Raw genomic sequence first — 18,705 nt, 5'->3', positions numbered from 1 at the left:
ACCTTGGCCTTGAATGCCGGTGCGTGCTGCCGGCGGGCTCGTTTGCTCATCGTCTCTCCTGATTCGCGGGACAATCTTGCCCGCCGTCAGGCAGAAACTCCACTTATCGCCCTGTCCAGATTTCCGGGACCGGCTCTCCGGGCGGGCCGAGCAACATCCTGCTGCGGCTCTACGTGGCCTTGTCAGCTTCTCGAAAGCTCGCGCAGACTAGAAGTCCCCCGCGTGGAATCAACCCGCTGCGAGGGAATCAGAGTTCGCTAATTAGGTACAGACCCTTGGAGTCTGCTCAGGTGATCTTGGACGTGAGGCTAGCATGGACCGACAGAACTTTGACCCATCCAACGTAACAGCTTGGTCGCAGGTGCAGCACGACGTCTCGGAAGAGACGCAGGCCGGGCAAGAGGGCTTTGAGCAGCACTTGGCGGACGCGAGTCAGGGCGCTCCCGCTGCCCCTAAGCGGGTTAATCGCAATTACTATCCGGATTTGTCTGAAAAAGACCGGGACCTTATCGATAAAGCGATTGCTCAATGGACGGCTCAGAGGAACCTAAGTCCATCCTCGGCTTCCACTTATATTCAAGCACTTCGCAGACTCGTGAATGATTTCCGCGCTCGTGGCCAAACGACTGATTTAGGGGACCACCAGTCCCTGGTCGATCACGTCAACACTTACTTTTCCAATCCCAGCACCCGAAGCGCTATGTTGACTGGGTTGAACGCCCTTCGCGCGTATCTTGATCCTGCCGGTAGTCGCTATCCACGTTTGTCTGAAGAAGAACAGTACCTTATCGATAAAGCGATTGCTCAATGGGCGGCTCAGACGAACCTACGTCCGAAAACGGCTGCCAATTATACTTCTGCACTTCGCCAACTCGTGAATGATCTCCGCGCTCGTGGCCAAACGACTGATTTAGGGGACCACCAGTCCCTGGTCGATCACGTCAAGACTTACTTTTCCAACTCTCCCGTCGAAAAGGCTATGTTGGCTGGGTTGAACGCTGTTAGTGCGTATCTTGATCCGGCCTATGTCGCTAATCACGCCGGACGGCCGCCCGTTGCCCCCTCAGCGGAAGACGCGCACCTCTTAGAACGGCTTGATCTCAGCGGAATCGGCACGAGCACCGCTGCTCTGTATGATTTAAGTTTTCGCAGATTTTCTAACGCGCTTAACGCTGCGGGCCACACGATATCGGGGCTAGACAGTGCTGCGCGCAGAGAATTTGCTCGGAAGTTGTTCCCGGGAGACAGAAATCTAGTGCCGGCGTTAAAAAGGATTCGGGGTGCCGAGCGGGTTTCCGGTGCGGGCGCGTCTCAGGAGCGAAGCGGCCATGCTGTCCCATCACCCAGGTTGGATGGAGTTCCGGCGGACGTCTGGGCACTGTTCGATGATGAGGCCGAGGAGCCGCCGACCGATCCATCCGAACTTGAGCGGCTGGAACATGAGCTTCGCGCGGAAATTCAGGGACGGCTAGGCGACCACCCCGCTCAGCCGCCCTTCTCCCTAGAGCCAGAGGGAATCACGTTTATCCAGAAGAGTTCCCTCCTGCGAAAGTTCGCCGACTGCTGGATGATCATTCCGCTCTGCCGCAAGTCCCCGTCAATCCAAACGACCTCAATGCAGGCGCTGGCGTGCTGATGTGGGCTCCCCTCCAGGAATTGGAGAGGCAGCCCACAATGCATCACAGCGGGCATGAACAACCTGCTGCACCGAGCAGGAGCAGCGTCCTGCCGAGCGGGGAGAACCGACCGACCAGCTTCGTGGACCGTAACACGTCGCCGTTGGTGCCAATGGGGCTGACCAGGCAGAGCTTCCTGCTCCATCCTCGGTCGGAAAACGCTCCGCAGCCCAGCGCGCCGTTAGGGAATCAAGCTTCGCCAGCACTGGCTTCACGCAGGATGGAGCAAGCCGCGCCGGCGTCCGACAGGGCTGAGGCGGTGTTCCCAGCGCTCGGCGAGACTTTTGATGCGTCTTTGTCTGTTCCCGAGGACTTCTCCCACGGCACCCAGCCTGCGCCGGGTATGATGCGGTCCAAGCTGGGCCGCTGGGGTCTGTTGCCGGATGTAGCAGAGCCCGCAAAGACCTACGACATTCGCGGTGAACGCTACACGGCCGTGCTGGGACCGGGCGGGCCCGATGATGTTCGGCTCATTCACCTGCGGTCTCCCGCTGTGGGCGATACATTCGATATTTCGTTTGCCGTTCCCAAGGATTTTTCTCATCGCTCCCAGCCGGCCCCCGACATGATGCTGTCCACGTTGGGCAAGTGGGACTTCTTGCCTGTCGCGGAACATCCAATCATGAACTACGAGATTGGCGGCGAACGCTACACGGCCGTTTTGGGACCGAAGGGACCCAACGACGTTCACCTCATCCATCATCCTCGAGCTGCTGATGAAGCCGCGCCAGCGCCGGCGACCTCATCCCACGACCGTAGCGGGCGGGCTCTCGGCGCCACGGAATGGCTCGGCGACGAGCATATCCAGAGGGACTACGAGCTCCTGACGCAGCAGTTGCAAGTGAATCATCCGAATCTTGCCGCCGGAACGCGGTTCGTCGATCCTCTCATTGCCTTTCAGTTGAGTTGGGGCGCCGAGCGCGACGCGCTCAGCGCATTGCAGCGCATCATCTATGATCGGGATGACAATGATGTCGCCCACTTCCTATTCCTGCCAGTGAACGATGCCGGTGCGACCGATCCTAATGGCACCCATTGGTCGCTGCTACTCATAGATCGCCGCCCGGAACGACAGCCGGTCGCCTATCATTACGATTCCGTCCAGGGACACAATGACGGGCCTGCAGAACGGCTCGCAGCACGGCTAGGCGTGACTTTTCTGCAGCGAGCCGGCATGGCCCCGCAGCAGAACGGCTATGATTGCGGCGTGTTCGTGGTGGACGGCACACGGGAGCTGGTTCGACGATTGGCGCAAGGAGAGCGGCCACAAGACGAGCCGCTGCACCTCGACAACCTCGTCGCCAATCGGCAGGCACTCCGGGACCGGCTTAGGGGTTGATGGCGATGCGCCCGTCCGCAGCCGTGTCGATCTGCAGGGTTTTGGCGGCGTTTCAGGACCGGCCCCCGTCGAGTGCGTTGCGGCTAGGGACGCGCCCGACGATTAGGCGCGTCCCACGTCGCCGCGAGCAAGCGCACGAAATCAGACTCAATGCAGGAGGACCTGTAAGGGTCGGCGCCGTTAAGTAGGCAGTGAAGAAGGTTCACAACGCCGCCAGCGGCTAGAAAAGCGAATTGTGCTATGCATCAAGGCCAGGCGGGCGGCTTCCTGGAGAGACCATTCTGCCGGAGTTGATCCGGCGCGAATCGTGACGAGATATTTCGATCACCTGCAGCCCTGCTGCCTCCTACAGCGCAGAAGACGGCAAATCATGGATGTCCTAGTCGGCATGCGGGCCATGGAAACATGGCCCATCGATCGCTTGCGGCCATATGAACGGAATTCGCGGCGGCATTCGGCCGAGCAGATCGAGCAAATTGCAGCGTCGATTCGCGAATGGGGTTGGACGATGCCAATCCTCGCGGCGGATGACGGAATGGTTCTAGCCGGGCACGGCCGACTGGCGGCGGGCAAACTCCTCCGCATCTCCGAGGTGCCGGTCATCGTGGCGCGCGGGTGGAGCGATCAGCAGAAGCGCGCCTATGTCATCGCGGACAGTCGGCTGACCGATGCGTCTGATTGGGATGACGAGATGCTGCGGCTCGAATTGAGCGATTTGGTCGAGGGCGGTTTTGAGATCGCGCTGACCGGGATCAAGGAGGACGAGCTATCGAAGCTTTCGGTCGGCGTCGGCGAGTTAGAGCAGATGCCCGAATTGCCGGACGGCGATCGGTCGCCATTCCGCGACATGACGTTCATTCTGTACGGCGAGCAATTCGGGATCTTCGAGCGAGCCATCGCCAGGGCGACCAAGCCGCGCGATCCGGACAATCCCAACCGATCGCCGCAAGGCAATGCGCTCGCCGCAATCTGCGCGGAATATCTAGATGCGGTAATGGGCCCTGCTCCGAGCAAGGGGTGATGATGGTGGCCGTCCCCCGATAGATGATGAAACGGGGTCACGACCTGAGTCGGCCCCAAGCATCTGGAGACGGAGGACAGCCGTGGAGAACTATGCCGGAATTGACGTGTCATTGGAACTGTCGAGCGTATGCGTTGTGGATGCCCAGGGTAAGATCTTGAAGGAGGCGAAGGTAGCGAGCGAACCCGACGCCTTAGCCGAATTTTTCGAGAGGCTTGGCTTTGCAGTAAAGCGGATCGGGCTGGAAGCGGGGCCGCTGTCGCAATGGCTGCATGCGGGTTTGAAAAGAGCAGGGGTCGAAACGGTTCTGCTCGAAACGCGGCATGTGAAGGCCGCATTGTCTGCGATGACGGTGAAGACTGATCGCAAGGATGCACGCGGAATCGCCCAGTTGATCCGGATGGGATGGTTCCGGCCGGTACACGCAAAGTCGGTCGATGCTCAGGAGATCCGGGCCCTCCTGATCGCACGCAAACAGCTTCTCGGGCGGCTGATCGACGTGGAGTTGAGTATCCGCGGGATTTTGCGTGGCTTTGGGCTGAAGGTTGGCCCGGTGACGCGGAAGACTTTCGAAGCGCGGATCCGAGAGTTAGTTGCGGGTCAGGCGACATTGGAGCGCATTGCTACAGCGATGCTTTCGGCGCGATCTGCCCTGAAGGCAGAGTACGGAAGGCTACACAAGGCTGTGCTGGCAATTGTGCGTGACGATGCGGTTTGTCGCCGGCTCATGACAGTGCCGGGCGTTGGTCCCCTGGTGGCTGTTACCTACAAATCGGCGTGATGACCCTCATCGCATCGTAAAATCGAAGGCAGCAGGCGCGCTGTTCGGGCTCACGCCAAAGAAGTACCAATCCGGAGAAAAGGACGTCACGGGCGGGATCACGCTGGCCGGCGACGAGATAGTGCGCACGGTGCTGTATGAGGCCGCCAACGTTCTGCTATCGCGCATAACGCGGTTCTCAAAACTCAAGCGCTGGGGGATGGACGTCGCCAAGCGGCGAGGCTCGAAGCGCGCAAAAGTCGCCCTGGCACGTAAGCTCGCAGTGATCCTGCATCGGGTCTGGGTCGACGGCACAACTTACCGATGGGCTGAAGCGGGGCCGATCGCAGCATAGAACAGGTGGAGGAGATTAAGAACGCAACCGGGCTGAACTGAAGCCCAGTGCCCGAAGTCCCGTCGCCGGGACGGTGGATCCGGTGAAGCCGTTACACGCCCAGTGGCCGTCATCTGACGAACCACGCGCATCTAGATGGCTCACCGCTCCCTCTGACAGCATGATGTGGCGGCCAGGCGTTGACCACGGACAGAAGCATGAGCTCGGCGGCGTGACGTTCACTCGGGAGGCTTGACATCATCGGGCCCATTACAGAGCGTACTCACCGATCGATGATTGGTGTTGCGGGTTGGGGGTGCGGCTTACTCGACGTCCGCTACGCCCCGACACTGACCAACTACCGCAGCGCAGCGAAATGACGCTTTGGTCCACGAGACGCCAGGCGCCTGCTATTTTGGCGGTGGCTTATCATAAAGGGGCTTGCCTTTCTCGAAGATATGCACCGTCAGAACCTTCAGCGTCTTATCGCCAACGAGCTTGTAAGCTCCATGAGGCACATCCCGAACATTCATCCCGACGGCGCCGGTCGGAATAGCCACCTGCTTTCCATTGGGTAACTCGATAAGACCACCCTCAAGAAAATAGTACGGCTCGTCACCATGATGGATATGCAGCATCGATGTCTCGCCGGGCTTTATCTCGCTGATGATGGTGACGATTTCCATGTTCGTGCCCGTTAGGTCACCTCGCTTCAACTCCTTTCGAAATGGGGAGTCCTGTGCACTTGTCGTAGTCACGAACATTGAAGCCAAAGCGGCTGCGATTATGACCTTCATGGAAAGTAGCCTCTGGTAAAAAATGGGTCTTGTCCCGGTCTGCCCTTCCCAGCTTGTCGGAATTTACGCCTAACGGCAAGGTTGTGCTGGAGGCCAGCCCCCCGCAACTGTGAACATGACGGGGCCGTTTCGGCTAAAAGGCTGCCTTGACTAACTTGCATAGCCCTTTTCGGCTCGCCTCAGGAAGCAGACCTTGCGGCGCTCTGATTAGGGCCACCACGGGCCAAACCAGCCGTACCCGCTTGGGCGGCTTCCGCTTGAAGCAGAACGCTGCTTGGGTATCTGGGGCCCGCATCAATCTGCTATCGTCGCGCGCATGATGGCTAAATCGACCGTTGCCCGCATCGGCTGCGGCACCCCGTACGTGCACGAGCGCCAGAGCCACTCGACAGGACCGAACCGATAGCGGCGCAGCCACCACGCGCTGAACACCACCTGCGCGACATACACGAAAATGCCGATCGCCAGTGTCGCGGCCACGCCGAGGCGGCCAAATTGGCCTAGACCATAGCCGTAGAAGATCCAGCCGCAGATCACAGATTGCGCCAGATAGTTGGTGAACGCCATGCGGCCAACCGGCGCCGCCCAGCCCAGTATCCTCCGCCCGCCCGAGAGGTTCACAGTGGCGATGACTGCGGCCGCATAGCCCAGGGCCAACACGACGCCGCCCAGCCGTTCTACCGGAAGATGCGCGCGCCCGAGCGACGGCCAATCGAAGAGCTCTTGTCCTGCTGCCGCGAGACTCAATCCGCCGCCGAGAAGAATGCCAAAGGTTGCGACGACGAACAGCAGGCGCCGGTTCGCCGAAGCCCGACGCAAAACGCCGCTGCGCCACGCGAAGGCGCCGACCAGGAACAGCGCGACAGTGCGCGGAAAGACCATGACCTGCAGCGGAAAAATGGCCGGCACCTCGCGGATCCGGAACGCGAGCACATCGAAAAATCCGCCCGTGCCGTAGGCACGCATCGCGTCCGCGGCAAGAGCGGCCATCTCGGCTGCTCCCGGCAGCGGCACGATCGGCGGTAGCACCGGCATGCTCACGTAGAGCCCCAGGAGCAGCAGGGCTGCACCCGCCATAAGCCATCGCGCGCCGCCGAGGAAGGGCAGCACCACGAAGCCCTCCAGCGCATATTCGACGAGAATGTCGCCGTTCCAGATCAAATAGAGATGCACCAGGCCTATCGCCAGCAACACCACCAACCTGCGCATGAGCAAGATCATGCGCCGCGCATCGCCGGGAAGCCGCTCGAATTGGATGGCGAGGCCGACGCCGAACAGCAGCGAGAACAGCGCAACCGCCTTCGAGTCGACGGCGACCCTCAGCACAGCCGCCACCACCCGGTCGAGCGGCCCCGCCGGCTCCGCGTTCGGCAAGAACGGCGCGTAGAAGGAGACCCGAAATATGGTGACGATGTTCATGGCGAGCACGCCGAACAGGGCCAAGCCCCGCAGCACGTCAATCGCGTCGAGCCGCTCCGACGGGCTCATAGGATTTGGAGGCGCTTCACTCGACGTTGGCGCGCTGCGTGAGCCGATGCTTCCGCTGGACATCGCAGGACTCCCCATTTCCGGTGGAGAGACTTAGAATCCTGCCTCGTGCCGCGTCAAACTACCTGAATTGGGCGTTCGGGGTTTTGCCGGTTCCAGTCGATGTGGTCCGGATGGCACCGCCGAGGTCCGGTTCGGGTAATTCTCGACGCGGTTGAGCCAGCAGCAAGTCCGGCCATATCCGCTATGACACAAGGGACTAAACCGCTCGCGCGGTAGGCCGCTGCGGCAAGCAGGGTGGCCAAGCCGATAGCGCCAAGGGCGTCCTGTCTTGAGATTGAGGGGTTGCAACAACCTCACTCAAGACAGGAGCATCCCCATGACCGACGAGGCAATGAGCCCGTTGCGCCGGCGCATGATCGAAGACACGACGATCCGCAAGTTCGCGCCGAAGACCCAACATGACTATGTGCAAAGGGTCAAGAACTTCGCGGCGTTTCTCGGGCGCTCGCCCGATACGGCAAGCTTCGAGGACGTGCGCCGCTATCAGCTGCATCTGACGGCGAGCGGCGTCGGCGTGCCGACCATCAATCAGACCGTCTCGACACTGCGAATCTTCTTCCGGGTCACGCTCAAGCGCCACGAGATCGTCGAGCATACGCACGTCATTTACGAGCCGCGCAAGCTGCCGGTGGTGCTCAGCGTCGAGGAAGTGGCGCGGCTACTCGCTGCCGCACCGGGGCTCAAGTACAAGGCGGCGCTGAGCGTAGCCTATGGCGCCGGCCTGCGCGCCACCGAAGTGATCTCACTCAAGGTCTCCGACATCGACAGCAAGCGCATGATCATCCGCGTCGAGCAGGGCAAGGGCGGCAAGGACCGCAACGTCATGCTCTCGCCCAGCTTGCTTGACCTGCTGCGGGCATGGTGGAAGGCGGCGCGCCCGCAGGGCTGGCTGTTCCCGGGCCGCGATCCGGCCCAGCCGATGACCACGCGCCAGCTCAACCGCGCCTGTCACGCTGCTGCCCAGATGGCGGAGATCAACAAGCGCGTCTCGTTGCACACCTTGCGGCACAGCTTCGCCACCCACCTCTTGGAGCAGAACATCGACGTCCGCGTGATCCAGGTGCTGCTCGGTCACGCCAAGCTCGACACCACGGCGCTCTATACCCGCGTCGCCACCAAGACGATCAGCGAGGTCATGAGCCCGCTGGAGCACATCGCGCTCAAGCTCAAGGAGATCCGGCCGCCCGGCTGACGCCAAGACGCATGTCGCGCCCGGCCCTGGAGGTTGCGGACATCTTCCGCAGCCATGGCCCGGCATGGCGTCGAGCCCATGCCGGCCATGTCAGCCTCGAGCAGCTCAAGGTGATGTCGGCGATCGAGCGGTGTCGCACGGCAGCCCTTGGTGGCCATGTCGCGCGCTGTGCGGACTGCGCCTATACGACTATCGCCTACAACTCCTGCCGCAACCGGCACTGCCCGAAGTGCCAGGGCGCCGCCGCGAAGGACTGGCTTGCCGACCGCGAGGCCGAGCTGCTGCCGGTGCCGTACTATCACGTGGTGTTCACGCTGCCGGCGGCCATCGCCGACATCGCCTACCAGAACAAGGCCGTGGTCTATGATCTCCTGTTCAAAGTCTCGGCCGAGACCATGCTGACGGTCGCCGCCGATCCGAAGCATCTGGGGGCCAGGATCGGCATCACCGCCGTGCTGCACACCTGGGGCTCGGCGCTGACCCATCATCCCCACGTGCACATGATCGTGCCGGGCGGCGGCATCTCGCCTGACGGCCAGCGCTGGGTGTCGTGTCGGCCGGGCTTCTTCCTGCCCATTCGCGTACTCTCCCGCCTCTTCCGGCGCGTGTTCCTGGAGAAGCTCGTCGCTGCCCACCAAGCCGGCCAACTGAGCTTCTTCGGCGATCACGCCCATCTCGCCGAGGCGCAATCCTTCGCGGCTTATCTCGCACCGCTGCGCAAGGCCGAATGGGTTGTCTACGCCAAGCGGCCATTCGGCGGGCCAGAGGCAGTGCTGGCTTATCTGTCGCGGTATACCCACCGCGTCGCCATCGCCAACAGCCGCCTGATCGGCTTCGACAGGCAGGGCGTCACCTTCAAGTGGAAGGACTATCGCATCGAAGGCCGCGATCGCTACAACTACAAGCAGATGACGCTCGAGAACTTCGAGTTCATCCGCCGCTTCCTCATCCACGTGTTGCCCAAGGGCTTGCGCATCCGCCACTACGGCCTGTTCGCCAAAAATGCCTGCGCCGGCAACATCGCACGCGCCCGTGAGCTGCTTGCCGTTGCAAAACCTGAAGGTCAGCCCACCGCGGCCACCGTCGATCCCAGCAAGCCGGCTTGTCCATGCTGCGGCGGTCGCATGATCATCATCGAAGTCTTCGCGCGCGGTGCAATGCCACGGCATCGGCCGACAGCTAGAACGAACCACATCAGGATCGACACCTCATGACCGTGCCGCAGCAATCCCGCAAATCCGCTCGCCGCGCCCGCTGGCCCTCGACCGGCCACGGCAGAGCGCGCCCAGATATCCACCAGTCGGCGCAAATCGTCGGACAATGTGCGGGAGCCGATGCCATCCGCCGCGCATTCGTCAGCGACTTCACCGTTGCGCAACGCGTTGGACCGGCTCGATCCCGATCAACGAGCTCGCCCGCGGCGCTCAAATCCCCATAGCGCCTGCCGCACCGCCTTACGTTTCCTCACGCGCGGTTTCCTCCCTTGGAGGCTTTCGGACGCCGGCCACCGAATACGCCGCGCCGCCCCTCATGCGGCCGGCATCCGAAACCCTTCACAAAAGCGGAAGTGAATTCAGGGCATTGGCGGCTCCGCGACGGGCTGTTTGTGGGTTGATGGTACCGCCGTGACTCTCCCGAACCGGAGCCTCGAATCAGGTCGCGAACTCAGTGATTGCCATGGGACAGACTAAAGAAATCCGCGTCGCGCCGATCTCGAAAGAAAAAAGACGCCGACGCGCTGATCATCAGGCTGCATTACAGCCACAAGACGGTCAACAACGGTTTCCTTTCGCTCGGCGTTTTCCTCGGCGGGCGCCTTGAAGGCGCGATGACGTTCGGCCCGTCTATGGACAAGAGCAACATTCAAGGGCTGGTGCGCGAGACCCCGTGGAACGGCTTTTTCGAATTGAACCGGCTCGCGTTTTCCGAGGCGCTGCCGCGCAACAGCGAGAGCCGCGTACTGGCGGTCGCGATGCGGATGATCAAGAAGCACTATCCCCACACCGAATGGGTGATCTCGTTCGCCGATGGGTGCCAGTGCGGCGACGGGACATCTATCGCGCGGCAGGCTTCGTGCTCACCGGCATCATTGAACAAGAGCCTTTTGCGACTGCCCGACGGCTCGGTCACGCTCAAGATGACGAAAGTGACCGGCAAGAACCGCGCGGCGCACTTCGCCAGGACTGGCGGGTCATGGTCCGGTCAGAGCACGCCACTCGACGGCTACCAGATGCGGTACATCTATTTCGACCCGGTGGCGCGGGCCCGGCTCGTGCCCAAGGAGATCGGATATTCCGAGATCGAGCGGCGCGGCGCCGGGATGTATCGCGGAATTGCGCGTGGCAAGCAGGCGATGGCCGACCCCAATCGGCACAGCGGCGCGGCAGCGGCGACCGCCCCGCTCCAACGTGATCGCGCGATCTCACAGCAAGCCCGTGGTCACCGAGATCAGGCATGCGGCTGCTCAGGCAACGGCTGCGCCCCGGTCAAAGTTCAACCTTGGCAGTGATACCGTCGTGCTCTTCTCCGCAAGCGCGTCCGCTTGCACAAGAGGCATCTTCCCCGGCCTCTCGCCTTGATCTGAAATGCCGCAGGACCGGCAGGCGCCGGATCTCCCCGTTGAGGCGCTCCACCATGTTGGTCGACTTAATGTGCTTGCGGTGCACCAGGGGCAGACGGAAGTAAGCCAAGGTCTGCTCGATGTTGTCCTCGGCCCAACCGGTGAGCGTGGGGTATTTGCCGCCCATTTGGCTAGCCGCCGCCAGCGGGCCTTCCCAGTCGACGCCGATCGCGATCAGCACCGCCTGGCTCGCGATGATGCCCCTCCTCGCGCACCCGCTCATAGCGCCATCACGTACATCTCGGCCAAAGGCCGCAACCGGCGCCTTCTCCGAGCGTCGACCGAGCAGTTCGAGCAGCTACCACTCCCCACCTGCGCTGGCACGGTATCTTTGTACTAAATGTTGTGAACAGAAGGTTTGACCCGCAAAAGTTGCAGAAAACCGCAAACTACTTCTACGCGCGTCGATTCGACGGGCGCATTTGAAGGAGAATTTCATTATGGCTAAAGTATCGCCCTTCCACTCGAAAAGGCCGAATACAAAGAACGTCTATCACGACAACGACAAATGCACCGAAGGCAACAATATTGAGCGGCAGTATCTGGCGTCGGGCACCGGTGGTCGTCCTAAATGCGAGCGTTGCGAGCGGCTCAGCTAAACTCGTTTGATCCTTTCCCGTGGTGCGGAGAACCAATTCCCGCCACGGTCCTTTATTTTCCATTCGTCACGGGCCATGTGGGTTCAAACAGCTTGTGAAGCGATCAGCGAGGGGTGCGTCTTGGAGCTTCGGTACGACGGCTCTTTTCCTCGCGTCGAAGTCGACGCGGTGTGGTACCCAAGATGGGAATGCCGTCATGCGCGTTTGCGCAAACAAGGGTGGCAGCGTCAGTCACGACCCGTCGGCTGAGCTCTTGAGACTGGACGAGGCCACAGCAGCTAACATCACGAACGTTGGCTCTGCCGCTCCTCGCCCCGGCTACCGCAGAAACGATTCGTCATGGCTCAGATCGTCTGCCGACTATGAGCGACAATCGCACTGCGGCAACGGTCGCGCAGAATTACGCTGTACACTGCTGCATTTGTTTGTAGGGCCTGCGGGCATCCATTAGGACTAGGGCGAAAGCAGCTTTGCGATTACCGCCGCGGTGAGCAGCGTAGCGTGACCGTCGGGCGCAATGGCGCAAATGAGCCGCGCCGGGTAAAGGCGGCGGGATCGCTCTCGATCTCGCGGGCGGCTTGCATCGCGGCGATGACGGTCGATCGCTTCTCGATGCGGTACTTGCCGCGCCCGAGGAAGATGGATGCGGTGAAATGATCCGCCTTGCGGATCGCCACGACCGCCCGGGTCTCGATCTCGTCAAATCTCACGGCCAACTCCGAGCGATACCGCCGCGACGGCGAGCGACATGTATTTCGTGATCGGATGGTCGCCGTGCTCATAACCGGCCCATGCGCCGCGCGAGCAGCCGATCGCATCGGCGGCTTGTCGCTGCGAATAGCCGAAGCGCGCGCGCCAGTCGGTCAGTGATTGCGGCGTTGCGAAGGGCGTGGCGCCGGTCTCTGAATTCGTCATTCCCGGGTCTCCTCATTGGCAGGCCATCGCGGAATGCAGAGGGCCTCGACCCCGAAGGCCGGGAAGCTGACCGATCAGCGCCGGGCAATCGGCCGGGCGGTATTGGGCCAAATCGCCGGCGGAATGGCCCAGATTTAAGCCACTGGTCGGTGGTTGGAAGACCCAAGGATCGAATGCGAGCCTGAAAATGGCGGAAGATCAAAGGGTTGCGGCGGCCCCTCAATCGCCCGTGGGGCCGTCACGGGGCCGCCCCGAACCCGGCGGGGCTTCCGCCGCCCCCGGCGGCAATGCCGCACCAGTAGGCGCCGACAGCGGCGGGCGCGGCCAACTACTGACGAGCAATCTTGCCGGGCGCCTGCTCATGGTCTCGGCAGAGCGCGTGCGGCAACTCTCGAAAGAGGGCTGGATCGAGAAGCAGGGCAAGGACCAGTTCTATTTGGTCGATGTCGTGCAAGGCTACATCCGCTTTCGCAACGACGCGGATCGGCGCGCGCAGAAATCCGCCGCTGACAGCCGCGTCCGCGACGCCAGGACGCGCGAGATCGAGTTGCGCAACGCGGTGCGCGAAGGCCGCCTGATCGAGATCGACGAAGCGATGGCGATCGTCGAGCAGATCACTGGGCTTTTCCGAGCCGAGGCCGCCGGGCTCCCGGCGCGCGTGACGCGCGTGACGCGCGATCTGCAATTCCGCAAGACAATTGAAACGGCTTTGAATGACATCCTCGAACGGGTCGCAGATATTGCCTCCGAAGGGGGACGTGCTGTGGCATCGGCTCGCGTTGCTGGCGAGGCCGTCGCGGCCGACGCCGCCTAGATAGTCATTGAGATTCTTGTCGGCTGTGGCGATGAGTGCCTTCAGTGATGCCTTTGTAAAAATTCTTGTCCTTGTTGTTGACTGCCTTGATGCGCGTGCCATCTATCGCCAGTAACTCACGTCCAAAGAGATCGAGGCGTCGGCATAGGATCGTGAACTCGCGGAGAACCGATTTAAACGCCGCACGATTTTCGCTCCTAAAATCAGCAATGGTTTTGAAGTCCGGCTTGAGGGGTTCGTAGCAACCAGATAACCTCTATGTTCCGATGGCACTCGGTTTCCAGCCTCCGGCTTGAACGAACACGATTGAGGTAGCTATAAATTTAGAGCTTCAGTAGATCACCGGGGTCGTAACCGGGCCGCGCTGTGACCTTCGCGTCTACCCGCGCAAAGCCTAAACTCCTGAGATCGAGCCCATCGACAAAGGCGTCAATAAAGCGGACGGGATTCTCGACGCCGACGTAGTCGTCAATCGCCTCTGGCAGGAGTAGCAGCTGCGAGCGATCGGAACCAGAAATGTGTGCCATGCGCGAATCTAACGCAGCGAGCCCGGCATTGGAATCCGCTTCGCACACTTTTCACACGGTCTGCTAGTTTTAAGGTCATCAGGCGATGCGGGCCGAGGGTTTTGGGCGGGGCTGGAGCGGCGGCGGCGGTGGTCGCAGGACGACAAGGCGCGGATTGTCGAGGAGACGTTGGCGCCCGGTGCGAAGGTGACTGAGGTTGCGCGTCGCAACGGAGTAGCGACCAGCCTGGTGTTTACCTGGCGTCGACAAGCACGGACATCGGAACAAGTTGTACCATCTTTTACGCCGGTGCAGATCGCCGCCGTAGCGGCCTCGGCTGAGGAAAATCCGACTCTTTTGCCTGCGGTTGATGGCCGAGTTCGCTCCGTGGCAGCCGCGCGTACTGGATTGATAGAGATCGATCTCGACAACCGACGGTGCATCCGGGTGGATGCGCACGTCGATCCGGAAGCGCTGGCGCGGGTCCTCGATGTGCTTGGACGCCGATGATTGCTATACCAGGGAATGTGCGAGTGTGGCTCGCGACAGGCTACACGGACATGCGCAGAGGCTTTCCGTCGCTGGCACTCCAAGTGCAGGAGGTGCTGCACAAAGACCCGCTCAGCGGTCATCTGTTCGTCTTCCGCGGTCGCCGCAGCGATCTTGTGAAGGCCATCTGGCACGATGGCCAGGGAGCCTGCTTGTTCACAAAGAGACTCGAGAGAGGAAAGTTCATCTGGCCATCGGTTGCCGGCGAATCGGTAACGATTTCGCCGGCGCAGTTGAGCTATTTGCTGTCCGGGATCGATTGGCGTAACCCTCAAGAAACCCATCGGCCGACACGGGTCGGATAGCCGCTTTTACGGTTTGAATCTGCTGCTTGATCTGATTCAATGGCTTCATGATATCGAAGCCGGACGATCTTCCATCGGAATCTTTTAAGTGCCTACATGGCGCTGCTGGGCGAGCGTGAGGCGTTGCAGGTTGAACGCGATGTGGCCGTGGCGGATGCCGCCAAGGAGCGGGCGGCGCTGTCGGACAACGAGGCGCTGATCGCGCATCTCGAGCTGCGGATCAAGAAGCTCAAACGCGAACTGCACGGGCAGCGCTCCGAGCGCACGGCGCGGCTGATCGAGCAGCTGGAATTGGAGCTCGAAGAACTCGTTACCACGGCGACCGAGGATGAGCTTGCCGCGCGCAGCGGCGAAGACGCAGAACGTCCGCCCCTTCATGCGCAAGCGGCCGGTTCGCAAGCCATGGCCGGAAGACATCGAACGCGAGCGCGTCGTCATTGAGGCTCCAACGACCTGTGCCTGCTGCGGTGGATCGCGGCTGGCGAAGATCGGTGAGGATGTGACCAAGACGCTGGAGGAGATCCCGCGCCGCTTCAAGCTGATCGAGACGGTACGCGAGAAGTTCACCTGCCGCGATTGCGAGAAGATCAGCCAGCCGCCGGCGCCGTTCCACGCGACGCCGCGCGGCTTCATCGGTCCGCAATTGTTGGCGACGATCCTGTTCGACAAGTTCGGCATGCATATCCCGCTCAACCGCCAGAGTGTGCGCTTTAAGGCCGAGAGGATCGACCTGCCGTTGTCGACGCTGGCTGACCAGGTCGGCCACGAACCTTCGCCGTCATGCCGCTGTTCCAGCTGATAGAGCGTCATGTACTCGCAGCCGAGCGCCTTCATGGCGACGACACCACCATCCGCATCCCTGGCGAAGGGCAAGTGCACGACCGGCCGGATCTGGACCTATTTCTATGGCTTTATGGCGATGCCACGAGCCTTGATGAGATCCGCGGATCGGCGCCCAATTACGTTGACGAGCTCTGACGCTCGATAGGTCCAACGGGCTTAGCCCACCCCGGTCCGACCGGTTGCCATCACTCTGTTTTTGCTCTCGCAAACGGAACCGTGCTCGACTTATCTATGGACGGTCCCCGCTTTGCAAGGCCATTTGCTTTGTTCGGGCTAGCGGTCGTTTGCAGCTATCTATCCGGCTTTATGGCGATGCCACGAGCCTTGATGAGATCCGCGGATCGGCGCCCAATTACGTTGACGAGCTCTGAAGCTCGATAGGTCCAACGGGCTTAGCCGACCCCGGTCCGACCGGTTGCCATCACTCTGTTTTTGCCCTCGCAAACGGAACCGTGCTCGACTTATGCTCGCGCGCGGTACTCTTCACCATTGGCCATGATCGCCCAAGCGATCCGGGCAGTTTTGTGAGCAAGCGCCACCGTCACGACGTTGAAGGGACGTCTGCCTAGCAACTCTGTTATCCAGGTATTTGTGACCTGATGGATACGGACGCGATGAACGGCTGCTCTGGCGCCATGTATCAACAATTTGCGAATATATCCGTCGCCGCGCTTACTGATGCCACCCAAGCGCTCCTTACCCCCGGTTGAATGCTGCTTCGGTACTAATCCAAGCCAGGCGGCGAAATGCCTTGCGGAAGCGAAATGTTGTGGATGATCGACAGACGCCGCCAAGGCGGTGGCGGCAAATGGGCCAATGCCCGCCACCTTCATGAGACGGCGACAAACCTCGTTGTCTCTCGCGGTTGCGAGGATCATCTTCTCGTAGCTTTCAATATTTAGCTCAAGGTCGTTGATCTGATCGACAAGGATTGAGAGGGCGCGGCGTGCGCTTTGTGGAATGCGATCGTCAACGTCGACAAGTGCCATGAGCTCTCTCGCGTTTGCTTTTCCCTTTCCGGTCACAATCCCCAGCTCGCCCAAATGACCGCGCAGTGCATTTATCGCGCCCGTGCGCTGTCGAGTAAGCAAATCACGCGTGCGATGTAGCATTAAAATTCCCTGTTGTTCGGCGCTTTTTACGGGGACAAAACGCATGCCAGGCCGTTGGACGGCTTCCCAGCACGCTTCTGCATCAGCAGCATCGTGCTTATTTGTTTTCACATAGGCTCTTACGTAACGGGCCGGCATAAGACGGGCTCTGTGTCCAAGCTTTATCAGTTCGCGAGCCCAATGATGAGCGCTGCCGCAAGCCTCAAGACCAACGAGGCAACTTGGAAGCCGTGAAAAGAAATCGAGAACCTTCTCGCGGGCGAGTTTTTTGCGGATAATTTCTCCATCCGCCGTAATCCAGTGGATTTGAAACCAGCTCTTCGAGATATCAAGCCCGATTGTCATCATAGCCATAGCTCGCTCTCCTTCTGGTGGCTCTTCGCAGCTTATCAGGGCGGGGACCGTCCATCTCATTATGTGCGGGATGACCGGCCCTACGGTGGGCCGGCGCCGCCAGCTGCGGTCTATTACGCCTCGAGCGATCGACGGGGCGAGCATCGCCAGAAGCATCTGGCCGCCTTCGCCGGCATCCTGCAAGCCGATTGTTATAGCGGCTTCGAGCCGTTGTTCGATCCGCAAAGGAAAGCGATGCCGATCACGCCGGCATTTTGCTTCGCCCATGCGCGGCGGGGGCTTCTTCGAGCTGGCCGACATCGAGAAAACCGCTCGGGACGGACAGTAAGGCAAACCGGTCTCCCCGATCGCGCTGGAGGCGGTCAGGCGCCTTGACGCCCTGTTCGAGATCGAGCGCGCTATCAACGGCCGCAGCGCCGACGAGCGGGGTATTGTGCGCCAGGAAAGAAGCAAGCCGCTGCTCGACGACATGCACGACTGGCTACTCCGCGAGCGAGAAACCCTCTCGCGCTCCTCCGAGGTCCTGAAGCCTATGAATTACATGCTCAGGCGCTGGGAGGGCTTCGCTCGCTTCCTCGACGACGGCAGGATCTGCTTGACCAACAACCGTCGCGGGTGTTCGCCTGGTAACTCGGAGGGAGCGGCAGGATTGCGAAGTTGATTGCCCAGTCAACCGTCTCCCCCTGGTCGCCGTACCGTATGAACGTCATGTCGGCTATGGGGATCGTCGCCAGCGGGCAATTCCGACATCGCTCTAGCTCGCTGGCGCCCGCGGATAGGCGCGACCCTCGTCCAGACTTATCCCGGTCAGCGATAGCTCGAACCCGCTTTGCAAGAGATCGTTCGATTCGAGCCCCAGCATCTCGTCATCCCAATGGCTGGCGTCGGTCAGCCGATCGTCGGAGATGACATAGGCGCGCTTCTGCTGATCGCTCCACCCACGCGCGACAACAACTGGCGCCTCGGCGATTTCGAGCAGTTTGTCCGCCGCCATGCCGACTAGGACCATGTCGTCATCCGGTGCGAGGATCGGTCGTCCAAGACAGCGACTAGCAAACCCTTCGACGCTGGCGCCGAGTTCCGCGCGGCCAACCACTTCTATTCTGTGCGCGCGTCAGGGCACGAGCGACAACTTTGACTGGTCGTAAGAGCTCCGCCTGGCGGGCAGAAGGCCACATCGCGCTTTCGAGGGCGAGCCCAATAAACCTTCGTATCCGTTCGTCAACCACACGTTCAGTTGAGCCGTCAATCGCGAATGGTTATATATGGACTGCGGCAGCGCTACTGCTGTCGCGGCCCTCCTTGGACGTTCCTCCCTTGACTTAGCCGCTTGTGAAGACGCAGGCGGCTTTCTTTTTGTGCACCCCCGACCGGTTGTCGTTCCTTGCGGCCTTCCGATCACCTGTGCCGGTGATATG

General features: G+C 61.1%; 16 protein-coding genes and 5 pseudogenes. 13 read left to right on the top strand and 8 right to left on the bottom strand.

The genetic code is table 11. From position 1 onward, the window contains the following. Nucleotides 1-313: 313 nt before the first annotated feature. The 4 genes and pseudogenes from EHH60_RS32850 to EHH60_RS32835 all read left to right on the top strand — a co-directional run bounded on the left by EHH60_RS32850 (nt 314) and on the right by EHH60_RS32835 (nt 5,151). Nucleotides 314-1,636, top strand: a complete 1,323-nt coding sequence (locus EHH60_RS32850) for a hypothetical protein (protein WP_158626798.1) — start codon at nt 314-316, stop codon at nt 1,634-1,636. A gap of 308 nt (nt 1,637-1,944) precedes the next feature. Then, a pseudogene (locus EHH60_RS38300) lies at nt 1,945-3,015 on the top strand (Ulp1 family isopeptidase); the annotation flags it as partial. Between the two features lie 307 nt (nt 3,016-3,322). Then, nucleotides 3,323-4,036: a ParB/Srx family N-terminal domain-containing protein gene (locus tag EHH60_RS32840; RefSeq protein ID WP_124163433.1), complete on the top strand. Its 714-nt coding sequence runs from the start codon at nt 3,323-3,325 to the stop codon at nt 4,034-4,036. Between the two features lie 82 nt (nt 4,037-4,118). Next, nucleotides 4,119-5,151, top strand: a pseudogene (locus EHH60_RS32835) (IS110 family RNA-guided transposase). A 389-nt stretch (nt 5,152-5,540) separates the two neighbouring features. Here EHH60_RS32835 and EHH60_RS32830 read toward each other — a convergent pair. Both EHH60_RS32830 and EHH60_RS32825 read right to left on the bottom strand, forming a co-directional pair. Further along, complete coding sequence (locus EHH60_RS32830) at nt 5,541-5,816, bottom strand: cupin domain-containing protein (protein ID WP_245454647.1); 276 nt, start codon at nt 5,814-5,816, stop codon at nt 5,541-5,543. 405 nt (nt 5,817-6,221) lie between these two features. Further along, nucleotides 6,222-7,415 (bottom strand): DUF418 domain-containing protein, encoded by a 1,194-nt coding sequence (locus EHH60_RS32825; RefSeq protein WP_245454646.1) that lies wholly within the window; start codon nt 7,413-7,415, stop codon nt 6,222-6,224. A gap of 379 nt (nt 7,416-7,794) precedes the next feature. Between EHH60_RS32825 and EHH60_RS32820 the strand changes: the two genes are divergently transcribed. The 3 genes from EHH60_RS32820 (at nt 7,795) to EHH60_RS32810 (ending at nt 11,179) form a co-directional block, all read left to right on the top strand. Beyond that, the gene (locus tag EHH60_RS32820) at nt 7,795-8,670 is read left to right on the top strand and encodes a tyrosine-type recombinase/integrase (RefSeq protein WP_199752326.1); all 876 of its coding nucleotides are present in this window, start codon (nt 7,795-7,797) and stop codon (nt 8,668-8,670) included. Between the two features lie 11 nt (nt 8,671-8,681). Then, entirely contained in the window at nt 8,682-9,884 is a 1,203-nt protein-coding gene (locus EHH60_RS32815; RefSeq protein ID WP_124163430.1) for an IS91 family transposase, read from the top strand. A gap of 458 nt (nt 9,885-10,342) precedes the next feature. After that, nucleotides 10,343-11,179 (top strand): Mom family adenine methylcarbamoylation protein, encoded by an 837-nt coding sequence (locus EHH60_RS32810; RefSeq protein WP_124163429.1) that lies wholly within the window; start codon nt 10,343-10,345, stop codon nt 11,177-11,179. Nucleotides 11,180-11,273: 94 nt separating this feature from the next. On the opposite strand, the pseudogene EHH60_RS32805 reads toward EHH60_RS32810, so the two are convergent. Then, a pseudogene (locus tag EHH60_RS32805) lies at nt 11,274-11,408 on the bottom strand (transposase); the annotation flags it as partial. 322 nt (nt 11,409-11,730) lie between these two features. Between EHH60_RS32805 and EHH60_RS37815 the strand changes: the two are divergent. Then, nucleotides 11,731-11,889, top strand: coding sequence for a hypothetical protein (locus EHH60_RS37815; RefSeq protein ID WP_199752324.1), 159 nt, complete (start codon nt 11,731-11,733; stop codon nt 11,887-11,889). A 476-nt stretch (nt 11,890-12,365) separates the two neighbouring features. On the opposite strand, the gene EHH60_RS32800 is transcribed toward EHH60_RS37815, so the two are convergent. Both EHH60_RS32800 and EHH60_RS32795 read right to left on the bottom strand, forming a co-directional pair. Further along, nucleotides 12,366-12,599 (bottom strand): hypothetical protein, encoded by a 234-nt coding sequence (locus EHH60_RS32800; protein WP_124163428.1) that lies wholly within the window; start codon nt 12,597-12,599, stop codon nt 12,366-12,368. After that, a complete protein-coding gene (locus EHH60_RS32795; protein WP_124163427.1) occupies nt 12,589-12,804 on the bottom strand; it encodes a helix-turn-helix domain-containing protein in 216 nt (71 codons plus the stop codon). The genes EHH60_RS32800 and EHH60_RS32795 overlap by 11 nt, the downstream gene beginning before the upstream one ends. A gap of 187 nt (nt 12,805-12,991) precedes the next feature. Here EHH60_RS32795 and EHH60_RS37810 point away from each other — a divergent pair, with 187 nt between their 5' ends. Next, nucleotides 12,992-13,618: a hypothetical protein gene (locus EHH60_RS37810; protein WP_199752322.1), complete on the top strand. Its 627-nt coding sequence runs from the start codon at nt 12,992-12,994 to the stop codon at nt 13,616-13,618. Between the two features lie 323 nt (nt 13,619-13,941). Here the strand turns inward: EHH60_RS37810 and EHH60_RS38875 are convergent, their stop codons facing one another. Then, nucleotides 13,942-14,145, bottom strand: coding sequence for a hypothetical protein (locus EHH60_RS38875; RefSeq protein WP_199752320.1), 204 nt, complete (start codon nt 14,143-14,145; stop codon nt 13,942-13,944). A gap of 27 nt (nt 14,146-14,172) precedes the next feature. Between EHH60_RS38875 and tnpA the strand changes: the two genes are divergently transcribed. The 3 genes and pseudogenes from tnpA to EHH60_RS32775 form a co-directional block, all read left to right on the top strand. Further along, entirely contained in the window at nt 14,173-14,634 is a 462-nt protein-coding gene (gene tnpA / locus EHH60_RS32785; protein ID WP_433960407.1) for an IS66-like element accessory protein TnpA, read from the top strand. 23 nt (nt 14,635-14,657) lie between these two features. Beyond that, nucleotides 14,658-14,978, top strand: coding sequence for an IS66 family insertion sequence element accessory protein TnpB (gene tnpB / locus EHH60_RS32780; protein ID WP_430642467.1), 321 nt, complete (start codon nt 14,658-14,660; stop codon nt 14,976-14,978). 47 nt (nt 14,979-15,025) lie between these two features. Beyond that, nucleotides 15,026-15,933: pseudogene (locus EHH60_RS32775) on the top strand (IS66 family transposase); the annotation flags it as partial. Between the two features lie 349 nt (nt 15,934-16,282). Here EHH60_RS32775 and EHH60_RS32770 read toward each other — a convergent pair. Next, on the bottom strand, nt 16,283-17,287 hold the full coding sequence (locus EHH60_RS32770; RefSeq protein ID WP_124163426.1) for an IS110 family RNA-guided transposase: 1,005 nt from the start codon (nt 17,285-17,287) through the stop codon (nt 16,283-16,285). 60 nt (nt 17,288-17,347) lie between these two features. Between EHH60_RS32770 and EHH60_RS32765 the strand changes: the two are divergent. After that, nucleotides 17,348-17,894: pseudogene (locus EHH60_RS32765) on the top strand (IS66 family transposase); the annotation flags it as partial. 147 nt (nt 17,895-18,041) lie between these two features. Here the strand turns inward: EHH60_RS32765 and EHH60_RS32760 are convergent. Next, complete coding sequence (locus EHH60_RS32760) at nt 18,042-18,296, bottom strand: ParB N-terminal domain-containing protein (protein WP_124163425.1); 255 nt, start codon at nt 18,294-18,296, stop codon at nt 18,042-18,044. Between the last annotated feature and the right edge of the window lie 409 nt (nt 18,297-18,705).

The sequence above is a fragment of the Bradyrhizobium sp. RP6 genome, from assembly GCF_003837805.1.
Taxonomy (GTDB): Bacteria; Pseudomonadota; Alphaproteobacteria; order Rhizobiales; family Xanthobacteraceae; genus Bradyrhizobium.
The sequence above is the reverse complement of the archived record's forward strand: the minus strand, read 5'-3'. Positions and strand labels throughout refer to the sequence as shown.